This window comes from Streptomyces katrae (assembly GCF_000717655.1).
Classification (GTDB): Bacteria; Actinomycetota; Actinomycetes; order Streptomycetales; family Streptomycetaceae; genus Streptomyces; species Streptomyces katrae_B.
This window is the reverse complement of sequence record NZ_JNZY01000026.1, coordinates 83,424-107,417: the sequence shown is the minus strand read 5'-3', so window position 1 is coordinate 107,417 and position 23,994 is coordinate 83,424. Positions and strand designations below refer to the sequence as shown.

The 23,994-nt window shown below is 72.8% G+C and carries 15 protein-coding genes; 2 read left to right on the top strand and 13 right to left on the bottom strand.

Features of this window, described 5'->3' with window-relative positions; genetic code table 11:
- The first annotated feature begins 258 nt into the window (after positions 1 to 258).
- Complete coding sequence (locus IF09_RS0127580; RefSeq protein ID WP_030300033.1) at positions 259 to 5,229, top strand: NAD-glutamate dehydrogenase; 4,971 nt, start codon at positions 259 to 261, stop codon at positions 5,227 to 5,229.
- 92 nt (positions 5,230 to 5,321) lie between these two features.
- On the opposite strand, the gene IF09_RS0127575 is transcribed toward IF09_RS0127580, so the two are convergent.
- Both IF09_RS0127575 and IF09_RS0127570 read right to left on the bottom strand, forming a co-directional pair.
- Entirely contained in the window at positions 5,322 to 6,140 is an 819-nt protein-coding gene (locus tag IF09_RS0127575; protein ID WP_051832970.1) for an ABC transporter ATP-binding protein, read from the bottom strand.
- Positions 6,133 to 7,050, bottom strand: coding sequence for an ABC transporter permease (locus IF09_RS0127570; protein ID WP_418953077.1), 918 nt, complete (start codon positions 7,048 to 7,050; stop codon positions 6,133 to 6,135). Before IF09_RS0127570 ends, IF09_RS0127575 begins: the two co-directional genes overlap by 8 nt.
- Positions 7,051 to 7,197: 147 nt before the next feature.
- Between IF09_RS0127570 and IF09_RS0127565 the strand changes: the two genes are divergently transcribed.
- Positions 7,198 to 7,836, top strand: coding sequence for a TetR/AcrR family transcriptional regulator (locus IF09_RS0127565; protein ID WP_030300026.1), 639 nt, complete (start codon positions 7,198 to 7,200; stop codon positions 7,834 to 7,836).
- 37 nt (positions 7,837 to 7,873) lie between these two features.
- Here IF09_RS0127565 and IF09_RS42030 read toward each other — a convergent pair whose 3' ends face one another.
- From IF09_RS42030 to IF09_RS0127510, 11 genes are all read right to left on the bottom strand, one after another.
- Positions 7,874 to 9,718 (bottom strand): SUMF1/EgtB/PvdO family nonheme iron enzyme, encoded by a 1,845-nt coding sequence (locus IF09_RS42030; protein ID WP_051832969.1) that lies wholly within the window; start codon positions 9,716 to 9,718, stop codon positions 7,874 to 7,876.
- Complete coding sequence (locus tag IF09_RS0127555) at positions 9,718 to 10,449, bottom strand: hypothetical protein (RefSeq protein WP_030300022.1); 732 nt, start codon at positions 10,447 to 10,449, stop codon at positions 9,718 to 9,720. The genes IF09_RS42030 and IF09_RS0127555 overlap by 1 nt, the downstream gene beginning before the upstream one ends.
- 233 nt (positions 10,450 to 10,682) lie before the next feature.
- The gene (locus IF09_RS0127550; protein WP_158710072.1) at positions 10,683 to 11,255 is read right to left on the bottom strand and encodes a hypothetical protein; all 573 of its coding nucleotides are present in this window, start codon (positions 11,253 to 11,255) and stop codon (positions 10,683 to 10,685) included.
- 12 nt (positions 11,256 to 11,267) lie between these two features.
- A complete protein-coding gene (locus IF09_RS0127545; protein ID WP_324606870.1) occupies positions 11,268 to 12,494 on the bottom strand; it encodes an NAD(P)/FAD-dependent oxidoreductase in 1,227 nt (408 codons plus the stop codon).
- Positions 12,425 to 13,402, bottom strand: a complete 978-nt coding sequence (locus IF09_RS0127540; protein WP_030300018.1) for a 2-hydroxyacid dehydrogenase — start codon at positions 13,400 to 13,402, stop codon at positions 12,425 to 12,427. Before IF09_RS0127540 ends, IF09_RS0127545 begins: the two co-directional genes overlap by 70 nt.
- Before the next feature lie 33 nt (positions 13,403 to 13,435).
- On the bottom strand, positions 13,436 to 14,203 hold the full coding sequence (locus IF09_RS0127535) for an iron-containing redox enzyme family protein (RefSeq protein ID WP_158710071.1): 768 nt from the start codon (positions 14,201 to 14,203) through the stop codon (positions 13,436 to 13,438).
- A gap of 118 nt (positions 14,204 to 14,321) precedes the next feature.
- Positions 14,322 to 16,595 (bottom strand): bifunctional glycosyltransferase/CDP-glycerol:glycerophosphate glycerophosphotransferase, encoded by a 2,274-nt coding sequence (locus IF09_RS0127530; RefSeq protein WP_030300016.1) that lies wholly within the window; start codon positions 16,593 to 16,595, stop codon positions 14,322 to 14,324.
- A gap of 150 nt (positions 16,596 to 16,745) precedes the next feature.
- Positions 16,746 to 17,657 carry a carbohydrate ABC transporter permease gene (locus tag IF09_RS0127525; RefSeq protein WP_030300014.1) on the bottom strand — a complete coding sequence of 304 codons (912 nt, stop codon included), beginning with the start codon at positions 17,655 to 17,657 and terminating at the stop codon, positions 16,746 to 16,748.
- Entirely contained in the window at positions 17,654 to 18,973 is a 1,320-nt protein-coding gene (locus IF09_RS0127520) for a carbohydrate ABC transporter permease (RefSeq protein ID WP_051832973.1), read from the bottom strand. Before IF09_RS0127520 ends, IF09_RS0127525 begins: the two co-directional genes overlap by 4 nt.
- 37 nt (positions 18,974 to 19,010) lie before the next feature.
- Positions 19,011 to 20,399 carry an ABC transporter substrate-binding protein gene (locus IF09_RS0127515; protein WP_030300010.1) on the bottom strand — a complete coding sequence of 463 codons (1,389 nt, stop codon included), beginning with the start codon at positions 20,397 to 20,399 and terminating at the stop codon, positions 19,011 to 19,013.
- A 117-nt stretch (positions 20,400 to 20,516) separates the two neighbouring features.
- Positions 20,517 to 23,777: an FHA domain-containing protein gene (locus IF09_RS0127510; protein ID WP_037636142.1), complete on the bottom strand. Its 3,261-nt coding sequence runs from the start codon at positions 23,775 to 23,777 to the stop codon at positions 20,517 to 20,519.
- Positions 23,778 to 23,994: the final 217 nt, after the last annotated feature.

Sequence of the window (23,994 nt, the reverse complement as noted above, 5' to 3'; positions counted from 1 at the left end):
GAGATAGCCTGGTACCCGTGATCAGCGCGATAGTCATCGGAGGCATTGACGCCTCCGGCCAGCGCCCGGCGCACGACCGTGCCCGGGCCTTCGCTGATCCCTGCTGCCGGGAGCCGCAGCCGATCATGGCCAGTTCCTTCCCGGCCGCCTCACATCACGGCAGAGCGCCGATCCCCTGCGGTCACCCCGCGTCGCGGCGCCCTGCCATTCCTTCCTTCACCTACGTCACGCAATGGCGCGCGACAGGAGCCAGAGGACATGCAGACCAAGCTGGACGAAGCAAAGGCCGAGCTGCTCGCGCGGGCGGCCCGGGTAGCTGAGCACAGCCCGGCCGGGGGGCTACTTCCGACTGGGGCCGAGCAGGGAAAGCGCCCTGACCGGGACACCACTCTCGCCTACCTCCAGCGCTACTACCTGCACACCGCCCCGGAGGACCTCCTCGACCGGGACCCGGTCGACGTGTTCGGGGCGGCGCTCTCGCACTACCGTCTCGCCGAGAACCGGCCGCAGGGCACCGCGAACGTGCGCGTCCACACCCCCACGGTCGAGGAGAACGGCTGGACGTCCAGCCACTCGGTCGTCGAGGTCGTCACCGACGACATGCCGTTCCTCGTGGACTCCGTGACGAACGAGCTGTCCCGGCAGGGCCGCGGCATCCACGTCGTGATCCACCCGCAGGTCGTCGTCCGCCGTGACGTGACCGGCAAGCTCATCGAGATCCTCGGCCCCGACTGCGACGCGCACGGCCCCAAGACCGCGCGCCCCCACGACTCCCTCGTCGAGTCCTGGATCCACGTCGAGATCGACCGCGAGACCGACCGCGCCGACCTGAAGCAGATCAACGACGATCTCAAGCGCGTCCTGTCCGACGTCCGCGAGGCCGTCGAGGACTGGGAGAAGATGCGCGACGCCGCGCTGCGCATCGCCGACGCCCTGCCCGACGAGCCGGTCGCCCCGGACCTGCGCGAGTACGAGCTCGAAGAGGCCCGTGAACTGCTGCGCTGGCTCTCCGACGACCACTTCACCTTCCTCGGCTACCGCGAGTACAACCTGGTCGACGGCGACTCGCTGGCCGCCGTCCCCGGCACCGGCCTCGGCATCCTGCGCTCCGACCCGCACCACAGCGGCAAGGACGACGGCCACCCGGTCTCGCCGTCCTTCAACCGGCTGCCGGCCGACGCCCGCGCCAAGGCCCGCGAGCACCGCCTGCTGGTGCTGACCAAGGCCAACAGCCGCTCCACCGTGCACCGCCCCTCGTACCTCGACTACGTCGGCGTCAAGAAGTTCGACGCCGAGGGCAACGTCGTGGGCGAGCGCCGCTTCCTCGGCCTGTTCTCCTCCGCCGCGTACACCGAGTCCGTACGGCGCGTCCCGGTCATCCGCCGCAAGGTCGCGGAGGTCCTCGAAGGCGCCGGCTTCTCGCCGAGCAGCCACGACGGCCGCGACCTGCTGCAGATCCTGGAGACCTACCCGCGCGACGAGCTGTTCCAGACGCCGGTCGACAAGCTCCGCGAGATCGCCACCTCCGTCCTGTACCTCCAGGAGCGCCGCCGGCTGCGGCTGTACCTGCGCCAGGACGAGTACGGGCGCTACTACTCGGCGCTCGTCTACCTGCCGCGCGACCGGTTCACCACCGGCGTCCGGCTGCGCCTGATGGACATCCTGAAGGAGGAGCTCGGCGGCAGCAGCGTCGACTTCACCGCCTGGAACACCGAGTCGATCCTCTCCCGCATCCACTTCGTGGTCCGCGTCCCGCAGGGCACGGAGCTGCCCGCGCTGACCGACGCCGACGTCGAGCGCCTCGAGACCCGCCTGGTCGAGGCCGCCCGGTCCTGGGCCGACGGCTTCGGCGAGGCCCTGGTCGCCGAGCTGGGCGAGGAGCGCGCCGCCGAACTGCTGCGCAAGTACGGCACCTCCTTCCCCGAGGGCTACAAGGCCGACCACTCGCCGCGCGCGGCCGTGGCCGATCTCTGCCACATCGAGCGGCTCTCCGCCAGCGACCGGCAGTTCGCCCTCTCGCTGTACGAGCCGGTCGGCGCGGCCCCCGGCGAGCGCCGGTTCAAGATCTACCGCACCGGTGAGCAGGTCTCGCTGTCCGCGGTGCTGCCCGTGCTCCAGCGCCTGGGCGTCGAGGTCACCGACGAGCGCCCGTACGAGCTGCGCTGCAGCGACCGCAGCAACGCGTGGATCTACGACTTCGGCCTGCGGATGCCGCTGCCCGCCGGCAACGGCGACGCCGCCTACCTCGGCGACGACGCCCGCGAGCGCTTCCAGGACGCCTTCACCGCGGTCTGGCAGGGCGACGCCGAGAACGACAACTTCAACACCCTGGTGCTGAGCGCCGGGCTCACCTGGCGCCAGGCCGTGGTGCTGCGCGCGTACGCCAAGTACCTGCGCCAGGCCGGCGTGAACTTCAGCCAGGACTACATGGAGGACACCCTCCGCAACAACGTCCACACCACCCGGCTGCTGATCTCGCTCTTCGAGGCCCGGCTGTCGCCCGGCCGCCAGTCCGCCGGCACCGAGCTCATCGACGCCATGCTGGAGGAGCTGGCCGGGGCCCTGGACCAGGTCGCCTCGCTGGACGAGGACCGGATCCTGCGGTCCTTCCTCACGCTGATCAAGGCGACCCTGCGCACCAACTTCTTCCAGCTCAACGACGCGGGCGAGCAGCACGCGTACGTGTCGATGAAGTTCGACCCGCAGGCCATCCCGGAGCTCCCGGCCCCGCGCCCGGCCTACGAGATCTGGGTGTACTCCCCGCGCGTCGAGGGCGTCCACCTGCGCTTCGGCAAGGTCGCCCGAGGCGGCCTGCGCTGGTCCGACCGCCGCGAGGACTTCCGTACGGAGATCCTCGGCCTGGTCAAGGCGCAGATGGTCAAGAACACCGTCATCGTGCCGGTCGGTGCCAAGGGCGGCTTCGTCGCCAAGAACCTGCCGGACCCGTCGGTGGACCGCGACGCGTGGCTCGCCGAGGGCATCGCCTCGTACAAGATCTTCATCTCGGCGCTGCTCGACATCACCGACAACATGGTCGGCGGCGTGGTCGTGCCCCCGAACGGCGTGGTCCGCCACGACGAGGACGACACCTACCTCGTCGTCGCCGCCGACAAGGGCACCGCGACCTTCTCCGACATCGCCAACGGCGTCGCCGAGTCGTACGGCTTCTGGCTGGGCGACGCGTTCGCGTCGGGCGGCTCGGCCGGCTACGACCACAAGGGCATGGGCATCACCGCCCGCGGCGCCTGGGAGTCCGTCAAGCGGCACTTCCGCGAGCTCGGCCACAACACCCAGAGCGAGGACTTCACGGTCGTCGGCGTCGGCGACATGTCCGGCGACGTGTTCGGCAACGGCATGCTGCTCTCCGAGCACATCCGCCTGGTCGCCGCGTTCGACCACCGGCACATCTTCCTCGACCCGACCCCGGACGCGGCGACCTCGTACGCCGAGCGCCGGCGCCTGTTCGAGCTGCCGCGCTCCTCGTGGGCCGACTACAAGGCGGAGCTGCTCTCCGCGGGCGGCGGCATCCACCCGCGCTCGGCGAAGTCCATCCCGGTCAACGCGCACGTCCGCGAGGCCCTCGGGATCGAGGCGGGCGTCACCAAGATGACCCCGGCCGACCTGATGAAGGCGATCCTGCAGGCCCCCGTGGACCTGCTGTGGAACGGCGGCATCGGTACGTACGTCAAGGCGTCGACCGAGACGCACACGGACGTCGGCGACAAGGCCAACGACGCCATCCGCGTCAACGGCGGCGACGTCCGGGCCAAGGTCATCGGCGAGGGCGGCAACCTGGGCCTGACCCAGCTCGGCCGGATCGAGTTCGCCCGGATCGGCGCCGGCGGCGAGGGCGGCAAGGTCAACACCGACGCCATCGACAACAGCGCGGGCGTGGACACCTCCGACCACGAGGTGAACATCAAGATCCTGCTCAACGCGGTCGTCACGGACGGGGACATGACCGTCAAGCAGCGCAACAAGCTGCTGGCGGAGATGACCGACGAGGTCGGCCACCTGGTGCTGCGCAACAACTACGCGCAGAACACGGCCCTCGCCAACGGCATCGCCCAGGCCCCCAGCCTGCTGCACGCCCAGCAGCGCTTCATGCGCCGCCTGGAGACGGCCGGCCTGCTGGACCGGAGCCTGGAGTTCCTGCCCCCCGACCGGCAGATCCGCGAGCTGCTGAACAACGGCAAGGGCCTGACCCAGCCGGAGCTGGCCGTCCTGTTCGCCTACACCAAGATCACGGTGGCGGACGAGCTCATCGCCACCGAGCTGCCGGACGACCCGTACCTGCGCCGCCTGCTGCACGCGTACTTCCCGGCGGCCCTGCGCGGGCAGTTCCCCGAGCAGATCGACGCGCACGCCCTGCGCCGCGAGATCATCACGACGCTGCTGGTCAACGACACCGTCAACACCGGTGGTTCGACCTTCCTGCACCGGCTGCGCGAGGAGACCGGCGCCTCCACGGAGGAGATCGTCCGGGCGCAGCTCTCGGCCCGCGAGATCTTCGGCCTGGCCGAGGTGTGGGACGCGGTCGAGGCGCTGGACAACAAGGTCGCGGCCGACGTCCAGACCCGGGTGCGGCTGCACTCGCGGCGCCTGGTCGAGCGCGGTACCCGCTGGCTGCTGAACAACCGGCCGCAGCCGCTCCAGATCACCGAGACCATCGAGCTCTTCGCCGACCGGGTGAGCACGGTCTGGTCCGAGGTGCCCAAGCTGGTGCGCGGCGCCGACCTCGAGTGGTACCAGTCGATCATGGACGAGCTGACCGGCGAGGGCGTGCCGGAGGAGCTGGCGGCCAAGGTCGCCGGATTCTCCTCGGCCTTCCCGACGCTGGACATCGTCGCGATCTCGGACCGCACCGGCGTCGACCCGCTGGGTGTCGCCGAGGTGTACTACGACCTCGCCGACCGCCTGGAGATCACGCAGCTGATGGACCGGATCATCGAGCTGCCCCGGGCCGACCGCTGGCAGTCCATGGCCCGCGCCTCGATCCGCGAGGACCTGTTCGCGGCGCACGCGGCGCTGACCGCCGACGTGCTGGCGGTGGGCAACGGCGACTCGACTCCCGAGGAGCGCTTCAAGGCGTGGGAGGAGAAGAACGCGGCGATCATCAGCCGGGCCCGGACGACCCTGGACGAGATCCGGGGGTCGGACGACTTCGACCTGGCGAACCTGTCCGTGGCGATGCGGACGATGCGCTCGCTGCTGCGGGCCCACGCCTAGTCGCTGCGCCCCGCCGCAACGGCTGAACGGGCGGCCCCGGGACCTGATGGTCCCGGGGCCGCCCGTTCTCGTAGGGGGTGGCGGCGACGGGGTCAGCGGCCCGAGGTGAACTTCTCGTACGCGTCGCAGACCTCGGCGGAGGGGCCGTCCATGCGCAGGACGCCGGCCTCCAGCCAGATCGCCCGGTCGCAGGTCTCGCGGACCGTGCCGATGCCGTGGCTGACGAGGAAGACGGTGCCGGCGCGCTCGCGGAGCTCCTCGATGCGGGCCTGGCTGCGGCGCTGGAAGGCGGCGTCGCCGGTGGCGAGGGCCTCGTCGATCATCAGGACGTCGTGGTCCTTGGCGGCGGCGATGGAGAAGCGCAGCCGGGCGCCCATGCCGGAGGAGTAGGTGCGCATGGGCAGGGAGATGAAGTCGCCCTTCTCGTTGATGCCGGAGAAGTCGACGATGCCCCGGTAGCGCTCGTGGATCTGCTGCCTGGACATCCCCATCGCGAGGCCGCCGAGGACCACGTTGCGCTCGCCGGTGAGGTCGTTCATCAGGGCGGCGTTCACGCCGAGGAGCGAGGGCTGGCCGTGGGAGTAGATCCTGCCGCGTGCCACGGGCTGGAGGCCGGCGATCGCGGAGAGCAGTGTGGACTTGCCCGAGCCGTTGGAGCCGATCAGGCCGATGGCCTCGCCCTTGTACGCGACGAAGGTGACGCCCTTGACGGCGTGCACCTCGCGCATGCCGGGGGCCGGCTTGCGGGAGAAGATCCGGCTGAGGGCGGCGGTGGCGCCGCCCTTGCGGCCACCGGAGCCGTGCACCTTGTAGACGACGTGGACGTCGTCGGCGATGACGGTGGGGACGCGCGTGTCGTCGACCGCCGCGGACGGTGCGCGGTGTGCGGGGGCGGTTGCGGTGTCAGCCACGGCCGTACTCCTCCTCAGCCTTCCAGAAGTAGATGAATCCGCCGACGCCGGCGAGCAGGGCCCAGCCGACGGCGATCGCCCATGCGTGGTGCGGGAGCGCGTGCGGGTCGAAGCTGTCGATCAGCGCGTAGCGCATCAGGTCGATGTAGACGGCTGCCGGGTTGGTCTTGAGCACGACGGTGACCCAGTGCGCGAGGTGGTCCTTACTGAGCATGTGGTCGATGGACCACATGACCCCGGAGGAGTACATCCACGTGCGCAGGATGAACGGCATCAGCTGGCTGACGTCCGGGTTCTTGCTGCCGATGCGGGCCATGACCATGGCGACGCCGGCGCAGAAGACGGCCATCAGGGCCAGGGCGGGAGCGGCCAGCAGCCACCTCGGCGCCGGGGTCTGGCCGCAGGCGAGCAGGAGCAGGACGAGCGCGCCCATGGTGACGAGCAGCTGCTGGAAGAGCTGGAACACGGTCGACAGCGGCAGGCTGGCGCGCGGGAAGTGCAGGGCGCGGACCAGGCCGAGGTTGCTGTGCACGGCACGGGTCGAGGCGTTGATGGAGCTGCCGATGAAGTCCCAGACGAAGACGCCGGTGATCAGGAACGGGACGTAGTCCGGCACGTCGTGGCCGGCGTTCATCACGATGCCGAAGATGAAGTAGTAGACGGCTGCGCTGAGCAGCGGGGTCGCCAGGTGCCAGACCTGGCCGAGCCGGGCCGTGCTGTACGTGGCGTGCATCCGGGCGGTGGCGTACGCGGTCACGAAGTGACGGCGGGCCCAGAGCCGGCGCACGTAGCTCGGAAGCGGGGGGCGGGCGCCGCTGACGGTCAGGCCGTGGGCCGCCGCCAGTGCTGCGAGCGAGGCGGGTGCCGTCGGTTCCGTCGCCGGTTCGGCGGGGTGGGTGGTCACTGTCACGGGGGTCGCTTTCGACGGGGTCGGGGCGTCGGCCGGCGATGGGACGGGTCCGTATCGTCGCTACGGCGAGGTTAGGGCGCAGTACGTCGGAACGCAACCGTATCGTCGTGACGGGCTGGTCCCGGCGTGCCCGGCTATGCTCTGTGCATGACCACCGACCCTGCCGCCGGCACCGCTCCCGCCCCTGCTCCCGCCCGCCGTGCCCCCGCCGGGGCCGCCGTCCTGCGCGAGGACGTGACCGAGGCGATCCGGGCCGCGGTACTGGACGAACTGGCCGCGGTCGGGTTCTCGCGGATGTCCATCGAGGGGATCGCCCGGCGCGCGGGCGTCGGCAAGACGGCCGTCTACCGGCGCTGGAAGTCGAAGCTGCACCTGGTGCTCGACCTGGTGGGGGCCTTCGCGGTGGACGGCCTGCCGGTGCCGGCCACGGGCTCGCTGTACGGGGACGTACGGGCCCTGCTCGAGGTGATGTCCCACGTGCTGCGGCACCCGGTCGCCTCGGCGGTGATCCCGGACCTGCTGGTCGAGGCGGCCCGCAATCCGGAGATCGCGGACGCGGTGCGCGGCGCCCTGCTGGAGGGGGAGCGGCGGATGGCCGAGGGGATCGTCTCGGAGGCGGTGGCGCGGGGCGAACTCGCGGCGGGAACGGACCCGGGCCGGGCGCTGGACCTGGCGATCGGCCCGCTCTACTGGCGGCAGGTCGTCGTGCGCGACGCCGTGTCGGCGCAGTACCTGGACGACCTGGCCCGATCGGTGGTGGCGGGCCTCACGGCCCCGTCGTCCTGACACGGACGAGGGGGCCGCCGAAGCCGGGGACCGCGGACTAGCGGGTGTAGAACGCCACGCGGAAGCCCAGGTCCACGTACGCGTTCTGGGGCGGGTCGTACGAGCGGAACTGGACCATGCGGGCGCGCTGTTCGCGGGAGAACCAGGAGCCCCCGCGGACGATGCGGTCGCCGGGGGCCCGCAGGTCCTCACGGCCGGGCCGGGTGTCGCCGTACGACCAGGCCAGGGACCGCGTCCACTCCCAGACGTTGCCGATCATGTCCTGGGGCCCGCCCTCCCCGGCCGCCCAGGGGAACAGGCCCACGGGCACGGAGCGCTGGGTCCAGCCCTGCGCGGTGCGGACATGGGCCATGCCCTCCTCCCACTCGCTTCCCCACGGGTAGGGGTCGGAGGCCGGCCGGCCCGGGCAGGAGCATTCCCATTCGGCCTCGGTGGGGATGTCCGCGTAGCTGTGTTCGTCCAGCACGTTCCGCTCGCGCAGCCGTTTCGTCAGCCAGCGGCAGTACGCCAGCGCCTCCCACGAGTTGACCCCGACGACCGGCTGGGTGGGCTGGTTGTAGCGGGGGTCCCACCAGTAGAGCGGCACCCGGCGCAGCAGCAGCTGGTCCACGTACTCCTGGAGGGACTCCTCGTCGACGATGCCCTCCCGCATCTCCTTGCTCAGATGGATCCGCTGGGTGTCCGTCGACCCGGCGCGCGGTCCGTCCGGCGCGTCGATGAAGGACGGGTCGTGGCTGACCCACAGCCGCGCCGGTCCGTCCGGCCAGCAGTCCAGGTCCCGGTACCCGCCCGAGGCGACGAACTGCGCGTAGTCCCGGTTGGTGACGGGCAGCGTGGAGATCCGGAAGGAGCCGATGGTCTCCATGCGCTGCGGGAACCAGTCGATGTGCCGGTACTTGTCGTCCTGCGAGTTGAGCGGGGTCGTGGAGCCGATGGGGTATTCGCCCGCCGGTATGACGCAGCTGTGGGCGAGGAAGGTGCGCGCTCTCTCCTCCCAGGTGGACGGGTTGAGCTGTGCCTGTACGGTGGCCGCGCGCGCCCGGGTCTCCAGATCCTGCCCCCGGTCCCCGCGGGCGACGGCGACGGCGTCCGAGACCGAGCGCCGCAGCTGCCGTACGAGCCCCGACGGCTCCGCGTTCGGCCGGGCCGCCGCGAGGATCACGAGCAGTTCGCCGGCGAGCAGCCACAGCGGCAGCCCCTCGTCCCCCGCCTCCTGCGCGGCGCCCGCCAGCTCGGCCGCCGTGCCGGTGACCAGGCGGTGCCCCTCGGCCGTGGTCTGGGCGCTGGCCCAGTAGCGCAGCGGGGCGTGCCAGATGGGATGGCGGCACAGGCCGACGATGGTCTCCGAGTCCCGGCGCGCCAGCGCGCAGCCGGCGAAGTAGTCGCGGAAGAGGTTCTCCCTGAAGGAGAGCTGGGTGGCCGCGTCGACCGCGAGTATCCCGTGACCCTTCCTGAGGAACTGCACGTAGTCGACCACGGCCGGGTACGCGTCGAGGAATTCCCGCTCCTCGCCCAGCGCCCGCAGGATCGGCTCGTGGACGGCCGCCGCGGAGATGGAGTTCGCCTCGGCCTGCGCGGACCTCAGCGTGGTGATGGAGAAGCCGACTTCCTCGATGATCCGCTGGATCTCCGTGTCGTAGCCGGGCCGCAGGAGGCACGGCTCCGCGGCGGCCGCGGCGCGCCTGCGGGGACGCTTGTGCAGGAACTCCTCCGAGGCCAGCCGGCAGAAGTGCCCGACGGACGTGGGGACCTCGTGGTTGCGCTCCGTGGAGACGACCAGGAGGTGCAGCAGGTACGGGACGCGGGCGGCCGAGGCGAGGGCGCTGTCGCCCCGGATCGCGGCGATGAGCCGCTCCGAGAGCTTTCCTTCGTGCGGGGTCATCAGGTGGTGAACCATCCGGTGATGTAGTTCTCGAGGTCGCGCTGCTTGGGCGGCCGAAGGAAGTAGGCGCTGACGTCGCGCGCCCGCGCGCACTCGGCGGAGAACCAGCCCGAATCCGAGATGGTCACGAGGACGCGCAGGTTCCGGTAGTGCACGTGGAGCTGCGCCAGGGTCTGCAGGACGGTACGCGGCGACCAGTTGTCGGAACTCGCGTGGCCGTGCAGGGGCACGTCCTCCACGCCGTCCACGAAGAGGAACGCCCGGTCGAGCGAGCCCCGCAGCAGGGTGCGTGCGGTGCCGCCGTAGACCCCGATCCCCGAACGGGTGACGGCGGCGTCCGTGATGGCCTCGGCGGTCGCCGCGAAGTCGCCCTGCGCGGGCACGTCGAGGGCGTTGACGAGCAGCGGTACGGGCGCCTCCGCATCGCCGTCCAGCGCCCGCTCCGCGAGCAGCGAGGCGTAGTGCGTGCAGATCGAGGTGCGCCCGGAGCAGGGCGGCCCGATGAGCACCACGGAGCGGCCCGCGCCGTGCAGGACGATGCCGTCGAGGGGCAGGCCCGGCGTGTCCTCGTCGCCCGGCGGGGCGGTCCGGGCCAGCGCGTCGATCTCCCGCACCTCCCGGGGGATCCAGACCGCGTCCAGCGGACGGTCGGGGAAGGCGACGGCGTCCGCGCCCTCCTGGCTGGTCGCCGACAGGGCGCGCAGCGCGCCCAGGTAGTGGACCAGCTCCACGGGAAGCTCCCGCGGCTCCGGGCCCGCGGTCGGGTCAGGAGCCGGAGGCGGGTCCGGCGCAGCGGGACCGGCCGGGCCCGCCGGGCCCGATGGACCGGCCGGACCCGCCGGAGCCGGCTGGTCCGGTACGCGGCCGCCCGTCCCGCGCGGCGCCGACGGGTCGATGCGCCGGGCCCGGCGCGTCTCCTGGGGCCCGGAACCCTCTTCAGGGGCCATGTCACCTCACTCACCCATCACGGGCCGGCCGGATGCCAGGACACGGGCTCGGGGACGGCGGTGATGCCCCCCAGCTCCGACCGGCTCCAGAACCGCCCATCGCTGTCAACGAACACGAACTTCAGCGGGAGCGCCCGGCTCTGGTCCGGCTGCACGTCCAGCGGGACCTCGTAGTCCGACCGGCCCGGGACCAGCGGCCCCAGGTCCTCGTGGCACAGGTGCACCGAGCCGTCCGGGCTGTCCGCCCGCCACCGGAAGACCGGCAAGGAAGTGGAGTTCTCCACCTGCACCGCCCAGTACGGCTGGCCGTCGTCCGAGAGCACCGTCATCCAGGCGGCCGCGGCGGTGCGCTGCCTCCTGCGATCCCGGTTCTCGGAGCGCAGGACGGTGCCGACCGCGGCCGTGACCGCACCGACCTGGCCCACCCCGCTGACCCAGTCCCCCCAAGTGCCCGCCGCGTCGTGGTCGAACTTCTTGCCGTACGGCTTCAGCCCCCACAACGGAAGGGACAGGAGCAGGACCACCACGGCCAGGAGCCCCCAGCGCATCGCCCCGCTACGCCATATGACCTTCAGGTCTGCTGCCGCCACTCGGTACGCACCTCACAGGAATCGCCGCGGGTCCATCACACGCAGGGCATCCGCCTGGCCGGCCGTCAGCGCGGCCCCGGACAGGATGCTCCGTACCAGCGCCGCCGTGATCGGGGCGAGAGTGATCCCGACGCCGAAGTGCCCGGTCGCCATGACGACCCTGCCGTCGGAGTCGGCGTTCCCCACCAGCGGGTAGCCGTCGGCCGTCCCGGGCCGGATCCCGGCCCAGGAACCGGTCAGCCGCCAGTCCCGCGAGGCCGGCACCACCAGCTGCAGTGCGGCCAGCAGCCGCTCGGTCGCATGGTCCTCCGGCTCCTCGTCCCAGCGGCCCTGGTCGTACGTCACGCCGACCACCACCCGGCCGTCGTGGCGCGGGACCACGTACGACGAGACCGTGGTGTCGTCCAAGGCGACCTTGCAGTACACGTGGTGGCGCAGCGGATAGCCCCCGCCGCCCGGCACCACCAGCTCGGCGGCCTGGCCCCGTACGGGGAACTGCCCGCCGGGCCGGGTGGGCACGAGCTCGGAGCTCCACGCCCCCGCGGCCACCACGCACCGGTCCCCCCGGACGACGTCACCGCCCTCCAGCAGCACCTCGACACCCCGGGCGCCCGGCGTCACGGCCTGCACCCTGGCCCGCGCCACGACCTCGATCCGCGGGTCCCGGCGCAGCACCTCCCGCAGCGCGGACATCAGCACCCGTGGCTCCAGGGCCCCCTCGCTCGGCAGCCGTACGGCCGACAGCACGGCCGGCGACAGCAGAGGCTCGGCATCCGCCGTGGTCCGCGCATCGAGCTGCTCGACCCGGAAGCCCTGTTCCACCCACTGGGGGACCAGCTGCTCGTGGACCCGCTGCCGCTCCGAGGGGTCCAGGGCCACCTGGAGGAGCCCGGAGTCCAGGAACGGCACCGCGATCCCGGATCCGGCCTCCAGCCCCGCGAGCCACTGCGGGTACATCCGCCGGCTCGCCTCGGCGAACTGCCGCAGCGGGCCGCGGCAGAAGTCGTCGCTCTGAGGTGTGATCCCGCCGATGGCCGCCCAGCTCGCCGCCAGCCCGGTGTCCGGCCGGGCGTCCAGGAGCACGACCTTGTCGAAGAGGTCGCTCGCCGCCGCGGCGACCGCGCAGCCTATGACGCCCGCTCCGACGACGACGAGTGCGGAGCCCATGCTCAGCTGCTCCGGTTGACGACGTAGGAGTCCTGTTCTCCCGTCACCACGTTGACGATGGACTGGATGCACTTGACGGCCATCGCATCGCGGGCGTCGTGGGTCAGCGAGCCGATGTGCCCGGTGACCAGCAGTTTCGATGCGGGCAGCGCCAGCAGCTCCGCCGTCTCGGGGACGTCCGCATCGTAGAAGCCGTCGAACGCCGCCGTGTGGATGCGCCCGCTCTTCAGGCCCTGGAGCAGCGCCGCCGGGCTGACCACGGAGGGCCGCGCCGTGTTGACGAGGGTGATCCCGCCGGCCGGCAGCAGCGCCACCTCGTCCACGCCGATCATGCCCCGCGTCTCCGGGGTGTCCGGCACCATGACGATCACGTTCTCGGCCCAGGACAGCAGGCTCGGCAGGTCCTTGTACGCGATGCCCAGGCGCTCCTCGACCTCGGGCTTGCGGGTCCGGGAGAAGTACGCCGTCTCCGTCGCCAGCCCCAGCGCGCCGATCTCGGCGATACGGGTGCCGATCGCGCCCAGGCCGATGATGCCGAGCCGGTGCCCCGCGAGGTCGTGCTGCTTCTCCTCGCCTCCCGAGCGCCCGGAACGGAAGTCGTCGGCGTACGAAGGGATCTGCCGGCGCTGGGCGAGGAGCAGGCCCACCGTGAACTCGGCGACGCTGTTGGTGAGCGTTCCGGGGGTGTTCGTCACGGCGATGCCGAGTTCGGCCGCGGCATCGGCGTCGACGAAGGACTGGTAGCCCACCCCCAGGAAGCCCACGACCTTCAGCGACTTGGCCCGGGTGAGCGCTGCGCGGGAGGCGAACTCATCCCCGCCCAGCAGGTAGGCGGTGCACGACTCCAGCTCCGTGCCCAGCTCGTCCTCGCTGAGCAGGCCCGGGACCGAGTGCACCCGGAAGCCGGACTCGGACAGCCGGTCGAGGTGCTTCTGCGCCACGCTGCTGCCCGTTACGAGGATCTTTCCCAGATCGGCCACGCGATACCCCAAACGTCGGATAGTGACTGATGGTCATGTGAAGAGATCGGCCAACCTGTCGTAATACCGCATCCGCGCGGTGACAGAGCTACGGGCGGCCGTCAAGTAGTCCTCGGCCAGCGACGGATCGTGCGCGATCAGCTCGGATGCTATATGCGCGATGAGCGCCGAGTGTTCCGTATCCTCATAGATGTTGGCGTTCAGGAAATCGCCGTGGTCCACATCCGGTGCCGCGTTTTCGAAAGCACTTTTGACGGCCCCGTATTCCGGGACCAGCATCTGCTCGTTTCCCACTCCGAGCGCGCCCAGCGCGCTGATCGGGGAGCTCATGGAGGACGCCAGGTCCCGCAGGAACTCGTAGGTCGGTTCGGCCGGTGTGACGGAGTCGGGCACGATGCCCATGCTGTGCGCCAGCTTGTGCAGCAGCCACGGGTGGGACGCCCGTGCGACCCCGTCCTTCACGCCTCCGTGCTCCCCCTGCAACACCAGGTTGAAACGGGCCCGTTGGTGAACGTTGACCAGCGCGCTCGACGTGAGGCCGAGCAGCTGCGCGAACACCCCGGTGACGAACAGTTCCTGCGTGACCCAGAACTCCAGGGCCGGCCGCGACGCCCCGGCCAGGGCGAAGAACGGATGCCGCTCGACGCCGCTCTCGGGGACCAGCCGGCTCGCCTCCTCGACCGCCGGGTGCAGCGGGACGGAAGCGGTGGGCAGGAAACGTGCACCGTACTGCCATTGAACGAAGTTCGATTCCACGAGCCGGCTGGCTAACTCCGCGTTCCACGGTCCGGTCAACGCCATGGTGATACCTCTTCCGTGTGGGGACGCCCGACGATCGACACACAAGCAAGGCGCTCCCATAGTGGCCCAGAAGAAGCCGCTCCGCGGGCCGATTAATCGGAACGGGACAACGGCACGGCTACGGCCGGAGACCGGGAGTTGTCAGCGGGGCCAGTATGGGTTCGCGGGTGGCGCACGCGGCCGGGGACGGGGCCGTCGGAGCGGGGCGGCGCTCCGCGAGCGGGACGACCGGCGGGACCGCGGCCGGCTGGCCCAGGAAGACACGGCGGACGACGCGCTCGGCCGCGCGGCCGTCGTCGTACGAGCAGAAACGGGAGCGGAACGCCGCCCGAAGCTGCGCCGAACGCGAGCCCTGCCAGTGGCCGGTGGCGAAGATGTCCACCAGCTCGTCCTCGGTCCGGGCGATCGCTCCCGGCGGGCACGACCGCAGGTCGAAGTAGGTGCCGCGGGCGGCCTCGTACGCCTCCCAGTCGTCCGCGTGGATCACGATCGGCCGGTCCAGTGCCGCGTAGTCGAACATCAGGGACGAGTAGTCCGTCACCAGCGCGTCCGAGGCCAGGCAGAGCTCCTCCACCGACGGGTACGCGGAGACGTCGACCAGGCGCGGGTGGCGCACCTGCCGGCCGGGCGCGTCCGCGTACGTCAGGTGCGTACGCGCCAGGATCGTGAAGCGCGGGCCCAGGTCGCGCAGCACCCGCTCGAAGTCGAGGTGCTCGGGCCGGCTGCGCCGGTAGTCGCGGTGGGTCGGCGCGTACAGGACCGCCGTCGAGCCCGCCGGGATGCCGAGGCGCTCGCGCAGCGCCAGGACGTCGTCCAGGGCGGCCCGGTGGAAGGCGTCGTTGCGCGGGTAGCCGTACTCGAGCGTGGTGTACGAGGAGGGGATCGCCTTCTCCCACACCAGGGTGGAGTGCCGGTTTGCGGAGAGCAGGTAGTCCCACTGGTCCGCGCCGCGCAGCAGGCCCGCGAAATCCGTGGTGGGAGTGGCCGCGGGCCGGTCCTGGAGGTCCAGGCCGACCCGCTTGAGCGGGGTGCCGTGCTGGGTCTGCAGCAGCACCTGGCCCGGCCGCTTGACCAGGGCGCGGTCGAAGTTGACGTTCGTGGTGAGGTACGTGGCCCTGGCGAGCGCAGTCCAGTACGCGGCGGAGCCGGGGCGGATCATCGCCGTCTGCGGCGGGAGCGTCGCCGCGTACTGAGGGTCGCAGATCCACGCCGTCCGCATCCGGGGCGCGAGCTCGCGCAGTTTGGCCTCCACGGCCGCCGGGTTGCAGGCGTAGCCGCCGTGCCAGTACGCGGAGAAGACCGCCAGCTCCGGGCGCAGCGGCAGCAGCCGCTGGACGCGGTAGTGCAGGCGCAGCGCGCTCTCGCGCAGGCCCCGCCACAGCGACGCCCCCATGCGCCCCGCCGCCAGCGCGGCCGAGCGGAGCAGCGAGAGCGTGCGGTACGTCCGGCGCACCCCGAACCGCATCAGGGTGTGCCGGAGCCGGTCGGTGCGCGACAGGGCCAGCGGCCGCGAGCCGGCGGCCCGGTAGCGGCGCAGCAGCCCCGAGGCCCGGTGGAAGAACTCGGCGCGGCTCGTACGCGGGAGGCGGTGCGGGTCCGCGTACAGGGCGCAGAAGTGCTCGGCCATCCGCCGGTGCACGGTGGGGCGCCAGCGCTCCAGCTCGGGCCGGCCGGCGAGGTACCCGAAGACCCGGTCGTACTGGTCGAAGATGTCGAGGTGGCGGCGGCTGGTGGTGGTCAGGATCGAGCCGGTGCGCCGCTGGCGGTAGTGCACGCACACCCGGTCCAGGACGGCGAGGGACTCGGCGGCCAGCAGCGCCGGGTAGGTCCAGGGGGTGTCCTCGTAGAACCCGGGCGGGAACTCCAGGCCCTCGCGCTCCACGTACTCGCGGCGGTAGGCCTTGTTCCAGACGACCATCAGCATGCCGAGCAGGGCCGGGCGGTCCGCGAGCCGGAAGCTGGCCGGGCCCTCCTCGGACAGCCGGTGCGCGAGGCGGTTGCGCACCAGCTCCCCCGTCCAGAAGGTGCGCGCGTAGTCGTAGACGAGGACGTCGGGGGAGCCGGTGTCCTTGAGCCGGTCGGTGATGGCCTGCAGGGCGCCCGGGGCGAGGGTGTCGTCGCCGTCGAGGAAGATCAGGTAGTCGCCGGTCGCCCGGGCCAGGCCCGCGTTGCGGGCCGGGCCCAGGCCGAGGTTGTGCGCCAGGTGCACGGCGGTCACCCGGGCGTCCCGCGCCGCGTACTCGTCGATGATCGAGCCGCAGGCGTCCGGGGAGGCGTCGTCCACCGCGATCAGTTCCAGATCCGGGCAGGACTGGGACAGGACCGAGTCCAGACTCTCCTGGAGGTATGCCTGAACCTCGTACGCGGGCACGATGACGCTGAACCGGGGCACGGCACATCCAGAGGTCGGCGCGGGCATATTGCCCGGCAACCCCCGGCGTGGCGATCGGGTTACGCAGCGTGTGGCATTCGGGTTACCGAGCGTCAACGCCGCACGTCAACCGGGCTGCCGGAGTCTTACGGGATCGGTGGGGCTGTCGGGTCACTTGACCGCTCCGGCCATCACCCCCGTGACGAACTGCCGCTGGAAGGCGAAGAACACCACGAGCGGCACCAGCATCGACAGGAACGCGCCGGGCGCCAGCACGTCGATGTTGTTGCCGAACTGCCGGACCTGCTGCTGGAGGGCGACCGTGACCGGCGGGTTCGCCGAGTCCGCGAAGACCAGCGCGACCAGCATGTCGTTCCACACCCACAGGAACTGGAAGATGCCGAGCGAGGCGATCGCCGGCCCGCCCAGCGGCAGCACCACCCGGGAGAACAGCCGCAGTTCGCCCGCCCCGTCGAGGCGGGCGGCCTCCAGCAGCTCGCGCGGGATCTCCGCGAAGAAGTTGCGCAGCAGGAACACGGCGAACGGCAGCCCGAACGCGGTGTGGAAAAGGACCACCCCGGCCGTGGTCTCGAACAGCCCGATGGCGCCGAAGAGTTCCGAGACCGGGATCAGCGCCACCTGCACGGGGACGACGAGCAGCCCCACCACGACCAGGAACAGCCAGTCCCGGCCGGGGAACTCCAGCCAGGCGAAGGCGTATCCGGCGAACGCGCCCAGCACGAGCACGAGCAGCGTCGCCGGGACGGCGATGGCCACCGTGTTGAGCAGCGCACCCGTGATGGTGTCGTTGGCCAGCAGCCGCTCGTAGTTGTCGGACGTCAGCCGCGTCGGCGCGGTCAGCGCCTGCCACCAGCCGCCCTTGTTCAGGCCGGTGGGGGAGAGGAACGAGGAGATCAGCAGCCCCAGGGTGGGCATCAGCCAGAACAGCGCGGCCAGTACCAGGAACACGCGGACGGCCCCCGCCGCCGCGCCGGCCGCGAGCCGGCCGGCCCGCGCACCGGCGCGGGGAACGGGGCGGGCACCGGCACGTGCTCCCGGGCGGGCCTGGGCGGAGGCGCTCATCGGGAACCCTCCTTCCGCAGCCTGCGGATGTTGTAGAGCATCACCGGGACCACCAGCGCCAGCAGCAGTACGGCGATGGCGCTGCCCAGGCCCGGATCGGCGTCGGTGCCGAAGGAGGTGCGGTACAGCTGGAGGGCGAGCACGTTCGCGTCGTCCTGCACCGAGCCCGGGGCGATCACGAAGACCAGGTCGAAGATCTTCATCACGTTGATGACGAGGGTGACGAGGACGACCGCCAGCACGGGCGCCAGCAGCGGCACCGTGACCCGGCGGAACACCTGCCACTCGTTCGCGCCGTCCACCCGCGCCGCCTCCAGCAGCTCCCGCGGTACGGCGGCCAGCCCGGCCCCGATCAGCACCATCGCGAAACCGGCCCACATCCAGACGTACGCCCCGATCACCGCCGGGGTCACCAGCGTCGGGCCGAGCCACTCCACCCCCGCGTACGCCTCCCGGAAGTTCGACGCCGGCAGCCGCAGCAGCGCTCCGTCGGCCTTCGCGGACAGGGCGAAGGTGCCGTCGGCGCGGGCGGTCGCCGAGTCGACCACCTTGCCGTCCTCGACCGCCTCGATCCGCATCCCCGCGAAGCCGGACTCGGTCGGGTCGACGCCGTTCGTCCGGCCGCCGCCGCCCCGGGTGAAGTCCTGCCAGACCGTCCCGGTGACCTTGCCGGGCTCGGCGGGCGCGGCCCGGGCCGTACGGGTCCCCTCGGGCAGGTCCTCAGGGGCCACGCCGACCAGCGGGAGCAGCACCGGTACGCCCGCCCGTACGGGATCCCGGGTGGTGAAGCCGCCCGCGGCGGCTCCGGCGGCCGGGACCAGCGGGGAGTCGCGGCCCGGACGGGCCTTCGGGAAGGCGGAGGACTCCGCGAACGTGTCGTGGACCCCGACCCAGACCGCGTTCGCGACCCCCCGGTCGGGGTCGTGGTCGTACACGAGCCGGAAGATGATGCCCGCGGCCAGCATCGAGATCGCCATCGGCATGAAGACGAGCAGCTTGAACGCCGTGCCCCAGCGCACCCGTTCGGTGAGCACCGCGAAGATCAGGCCGAGGGCGGTGGCCGTGGTCGGCGCCAGCACCACCCACAGCGCCGTGTTCTTCAGGGCCGTGCGGATCGTGTCGTCGTGCAGGATCTCCCGGTAGTTGCCGCCGCCCACGAACGTGTCGCCGGAGCGGTCGAAGAGGCTGCGGTAGACCGAATAGCCGATGGGGTGCACGACGAGCGCGCCGAGCAGCACCAGGGCGGGCAGGAGGAACGCCGCCGCGACGATGCGGCGGCGCCGGGCCTCCGAGGACCGTGAAGCCGAGGCGGGTATGGCCTTGGTGGGCGCGGTGGCCTTGGCTGCCACGGGATCAGTTCCCGTAGGCCTTGGCCGCGTCCGCCTCCAGTCTGGCCTGGATGCCCGCCACGTCCGACGGGTTCGCCAGGAAGTCCTGCAGCGCCTTCCACTCGCCCGCGCCCGGGGTCCCGCCGAATGCCGCCGGGGCCTGGTCCGACATGTCGAAGCGGAAGTCGTCGCCCGCCGCGATCAGGGCCTTGGCGATGTCCCGCTGGATGTCGTTCGGATAGGCCTTCGGGTCGACGGACTTGTTCGGGGAGACGAAACCGCCCTCGCGGGCCTGGATCTCCGCCGCGTCCGGTGAGGCCAGGAACGTCAGCAGCGCCTGCGCCCCGGCCGACGGCTTCAGCGCGACCGCGACGTCGCCGCCCGAGACCACCGGCGCCTTGCCGCCGACCGCCGGGAACGGGAAGACGAGGGCGTCCTCGCCCACCTTCGCCTCGGTCTGCCCGATGTTCACCGCCACGAAGTCGCCCTCGTAGACCATCGCGGCCGCCGGCCGGTCGCCCCCGGTGAAGGTCTGCGTCACCGACTTCGGGAACTCGGTGGCCAGCGCCCCGCTCGGGCCGCCCGCCAGGAAGTCCTTGCGCCCGAACAGCTCGCCGAGGGTGGTCAGCGCCTGCTTGACGCTGTCGTCCGTCCACTTGATCTGGTGCTTGGAGAGCTGGTCGTACTTCTGCGGGCCCGCCTGCGAGAGGTAGACGTTCTCGAACCAGTCCGTCAGGGTCCAGCCGTCCGCACCGGCCACCGAGACGGCCGGGGTACCGGACGCGGAGAGGGTGTCGGCCGCGGTCAGCAGCTCCTTCCAGGTCTTCGGCGGCTGCACGCCCGCCGCCTCGAAGGCCTTCGCGTTGTACCAGACCAGCGACTTGTTGGCGGCCTTGTAGTACACCCCGTACTGGGTGCTGTCGACCGCGCCGAGCTTCTTCCAGCCGTCCGAGTAGTTCTTGTCGAGCTGCGCTTTGGCCTCCGGGCCGACCGGCTGCACCCACTTGTTCTGCACCGCCGAGACCAGGGCCCCGACCTGCGGCAGCAGCGCCACGTCCGGCGGCTGGCCGCCCGCGATCTTCGTACCGAGGAAGGTGACGATCGGGTCCTGGGCCGGGACGAAGGTGACCGTGGCACCCGTCCGCTTCTCGAACTCCTTCAGGACCTTCGTGAAGTTCGCCTGCTCCGGCCCCGTCCAGACCGCCGCGACCTCCAGCTTCTCGCCGTTCAGCTTCGGTAATTCCACCCGCTGCCCGGCCGTGGGCGCCTCCCCGCCCTGCGGCGGGCCGTCCTTCTTGCCCCCGCCGTCCCCGCACGCGCTCAGCGCGAGGGCGCCCGCGGCCGCGAGTGCCGTCCAGGCGGCGGCGCGGCTGCTTCTACGGTTCGTCGTACGGCTCGTTCCCTGCCTGCGCATGGCTCTGCCCCCGATGCCCGTGGTGTGACTGGTCCCACAAGGTCTACGCCGAGCCGCGCACCCCCGCAATACCGCCTCAGCCGTGTCACCGCGTGTCGCGGGGTCAGGGATCGGGGCTCACGGCGCCGGGGCGGCCGGCGGCGCCGGCGGGAACAGCACGGGTATCGCCGAGACCAGGTGCGAGGCCCGGTCCAGGGCGCTCGCCAGCAGCGCCAGGTCGGTGGGCCCGTTGCCCAGCTCGCGCACGGGCCGACGGGCCGGAGGATCGCCCATCCGCTCCCACTCCACCGGCACCACGGTCGGCCGCTGCGTCGCCGTCCGCGGGATCCGGCCGGTCACCCGGCCGGCCTGGAACGGGACCGTCCGCCCGTCCGCGTACCGCAGCAGGCCCCGGCCGGGACCCGGCTGGTCGGGGGCGTCCAGATCGATCCGGAGCGGCTTCGTACGGGACAGCTCGCTGTCGGCCGTACGGTCCGGGCGGGCGCTGGCGGCCACCAGGTGCACGCCGAGCCGGGCGCCGTCGCGGGCCACCGCGTCCAGCGCCCGTACGACGGAGCCGGCGGCGGGGCGGCCCGTACTGCCGAGCCCCGGCGCGACCAGCGCGTCGAAGTCGTCCACCAGCACCACCAGCCGGGGCAGCGGGCTCGGCCCGGCAGGCTCGGTACGCGGGGCGGCGGTGCGCAGCCGGAGGGTGCCCGTGCGCTGCGGGTCGAGGTCGCCGAGCAGCTCCCCGGGGCCGGGCCGACGTGGCGAGACCATCCGGTCGGACACCTCGTGCCGGGCGTGCCACTCGGCGAACGGAACCCCGTCCAGGAGCTCGGCCCGGCGCTTCAGCTCGGCGCCGAGGGCCTGCGCGAACTCCCGCATCCGGACCGGGTCGGAGGCCACGAGGTGGGCGGCGACGTGCGGGAGCTCGGTGCAGGGCTGCAGCCCGTCGCCGCGCTCGCCGCCGGCCCCGTCCAGCAGGACGAGGCCCAGCCGGTCGGGCCGGGCGGCCGCGGAGAGGGAGGCGGCCACCGCCCGCAGGAGCTCGGTACGGCCGCTGCCGGCGGGCCCCTCGACGAGGAGGTGCGGACCGTCCTGGACGAGTTCGGCCCCGACCGGCCCGCGGCGCCCGCTGCCGAGCACGAGCTCGGCGCGGCCGCCCACCTCCTGCCCCTGGTCGGTGGCGGCGGCCCAACGGGCCATCAGGGAGGCCGGGGTGGCCCGGGCCAGCCCCAACTCGTCCAGCAGGCGTGCGGTGTTCGGCAGCGCGGCGGCGACGGCCCGCCGGGGCGCGGCGGGGGAGGGCTCCGCGCGCAGCGGGGCCAGGGCCCGGGCGAACCGCTCGGCCCAGGCCGCGGAGACGGCGTCGGCGGTGGCGGTGGTGCCGGGCGGGACCGGCTTGCCACCGGTCACCGTGAACGCCCGTACGGTCGTGGCCACATCGCCGCTGAGCAGGGCGACCGCCCCGCAGTCCCGGAAGGCGGGGCTGCTCGCGCAGGCGGCTTCGTACGTCTCGGCGAGCGGGGAGGCGGGCGTGGCGGCCGGGGTCTCGGCCAGCACGAGGACGTGGATCCCGGCGGCCGGCCCGTGCGAGGCGAGCCGGCCGGTGATGTCGCGCAGCGCCCCGGAGCCGGGATCGCCGTCGACGACGAGGAGCGTGTACGGGCCCTGGTGGGCGTACGCGGCTTCACGGACGCTGCCGGGCTCGGCGGCGGCCCAGTGCGTGCCGAGGGGACTGTCGTCGAGGCGGCGGGTCAGCTCACCGGTGCGGGCGGCGGCCTGGTCGCGGTCGTACGCGAGGAGCAGCCGGCAGTCCTGGCCGTGCGCGGCGCGCACGTGCGGCAGCCAGCCGAGCCACCCCCAGTCGCCGCGCCGCTCGGCGGCACCGCGCGCCCGGTCGGCGGCGAGGAGCACGATCTCCAGCTCGCCCGGCGCGTGCAGCCCGGCGAGCTGGGCGACGACCGACCGGGCGACCCCGGCCAGCCGCCCGCGGGGCCCGGCGATGCCGAGCGAGCCGACGTCCTGGAACGCGATCCGGCTGCCGGCCCCGAGGCCGACGTCGAGCTGCCCCCGGGTACGGGACCACAACCGCCGGGTCGGCCCGAGCGCGGCCAGCAGCAGCGCGGCAGGATCATCGGCGTCGGGCACGGCGGTCACGCCCGCCTCGGCGACGGCGCTCCCGTTCGGGGGCCCCTCGTCCCCCCGGACCCACTTCCGCGCCCAGGCCCCGATCCCGCGCCGGAGCCCCCCGCGCTGTTCACCCCCGGCCCGCTCCTCGCCGGACCCCCCCTGCCCGCCCGCGCCGGGTTCGGTTGCGCCGCTCCGCCCGGCGCCGGGGGCGCCGTGCGGAGCGGCGGTCTGACCGGCCTGGCCGGCGCCGGGCGTGCCGATGTGCAGGCCCGTCCCCGAAGCGGCCCCGGAGGGCCCGCCGGGCGCCGAGCCCGGGCGGGATCCGGCTGCGCCGCCCCGGCCACTGCCGTCGGCGCCGTGCCCGGCCCCGGCCCGGCCCGCGCCGGGCGGTGTCCCGTGCGCCGGGCCGTGTTCTGCTCCGCCGGCCCGTCCTGGCCCGGAGGGCCGGCCGGAGGTCCGGTCGGCGCCGGAGGCGCCGGGGTCCGCTGCGGGGTCGGGGGCGGAGCCCCCGTTTCGGGAAGGGGCGGGGTGGGGGAACGATCCCTGCCGGGCAGCGGCAGAGCCGGCCGCCCCCGGCCGGGAGGGCGCCGGGCCCCCCTCGGACGGTGCGCTGCCCGGGCGGGGCGGGCCCGCCAGGGAGAGGTGGCCCTCCAGGTCCGGGACGACCGGGAGCGGGGACGCCGCGTCGGGAGCCAGGCGGAGGGTCGATTCCCCGATGCGGAGCAAAGCACCCGGCGGCAGCGCCACCGGCTGCGACCCGACCACCGCACCGTCCACCGTCGTGCCGTTCGTGGAGTTCAGGTCGGCCACCGTCACCCGCCCGTCCGGCATCACCGTCACCGCGCAGTGCAGCCGCGACACGTCCGGGTCGTCCAGCGGGACATCGGCGTCGGCCGAGCGCCCGATCCGGATCGCCCCGGGGTGCAGCAGGTGCACCCCGCCCGCGTCAGGGCCCGCCACCACGTGCAGCTGCGCGCCGTCCGTCCCGTCCGGCAGGACGTCCGGCACCGGCGCGTGCAGCCCCAGCACCGCCCCGTCCACGAGCGGCGGCTCACCGAGCACCCGCCGCTGGAGGTCGAGCCGCTCCGTGCCGGCGTACAGCACGACCGTGCCGCCGGTGTCGGGTCCGCCGACGGTCGCCGCCAGGCCGGAGGCCACGGCGGCGAGGGCGGTGCCCACGGGCGCGGTGACGAGCACGTCACAGCCGGCGGGCGCGGTCTGGTGGCCGCTGCGCGACCCAAGGACGGTCAGCCGGATCTGCATCGCCGTCAGCGGTCCCTTCTGCGCGGTGCGCGGTGCGTGCGCCCGGCAGGGGTACGACGGGCGTGCCTGCCCGATCAACCCCCCACCCGGCACGGCGCGTCGTCCGGTCAGGTCTGCCCGGAAGGCGGGGCTCCCGTCCCGGCCGTTCCGTACGGGTGCATCCTCGCACCTGTCACGGACAACACGCCCGGCACGGGCCAATAAATGATCTTGAATG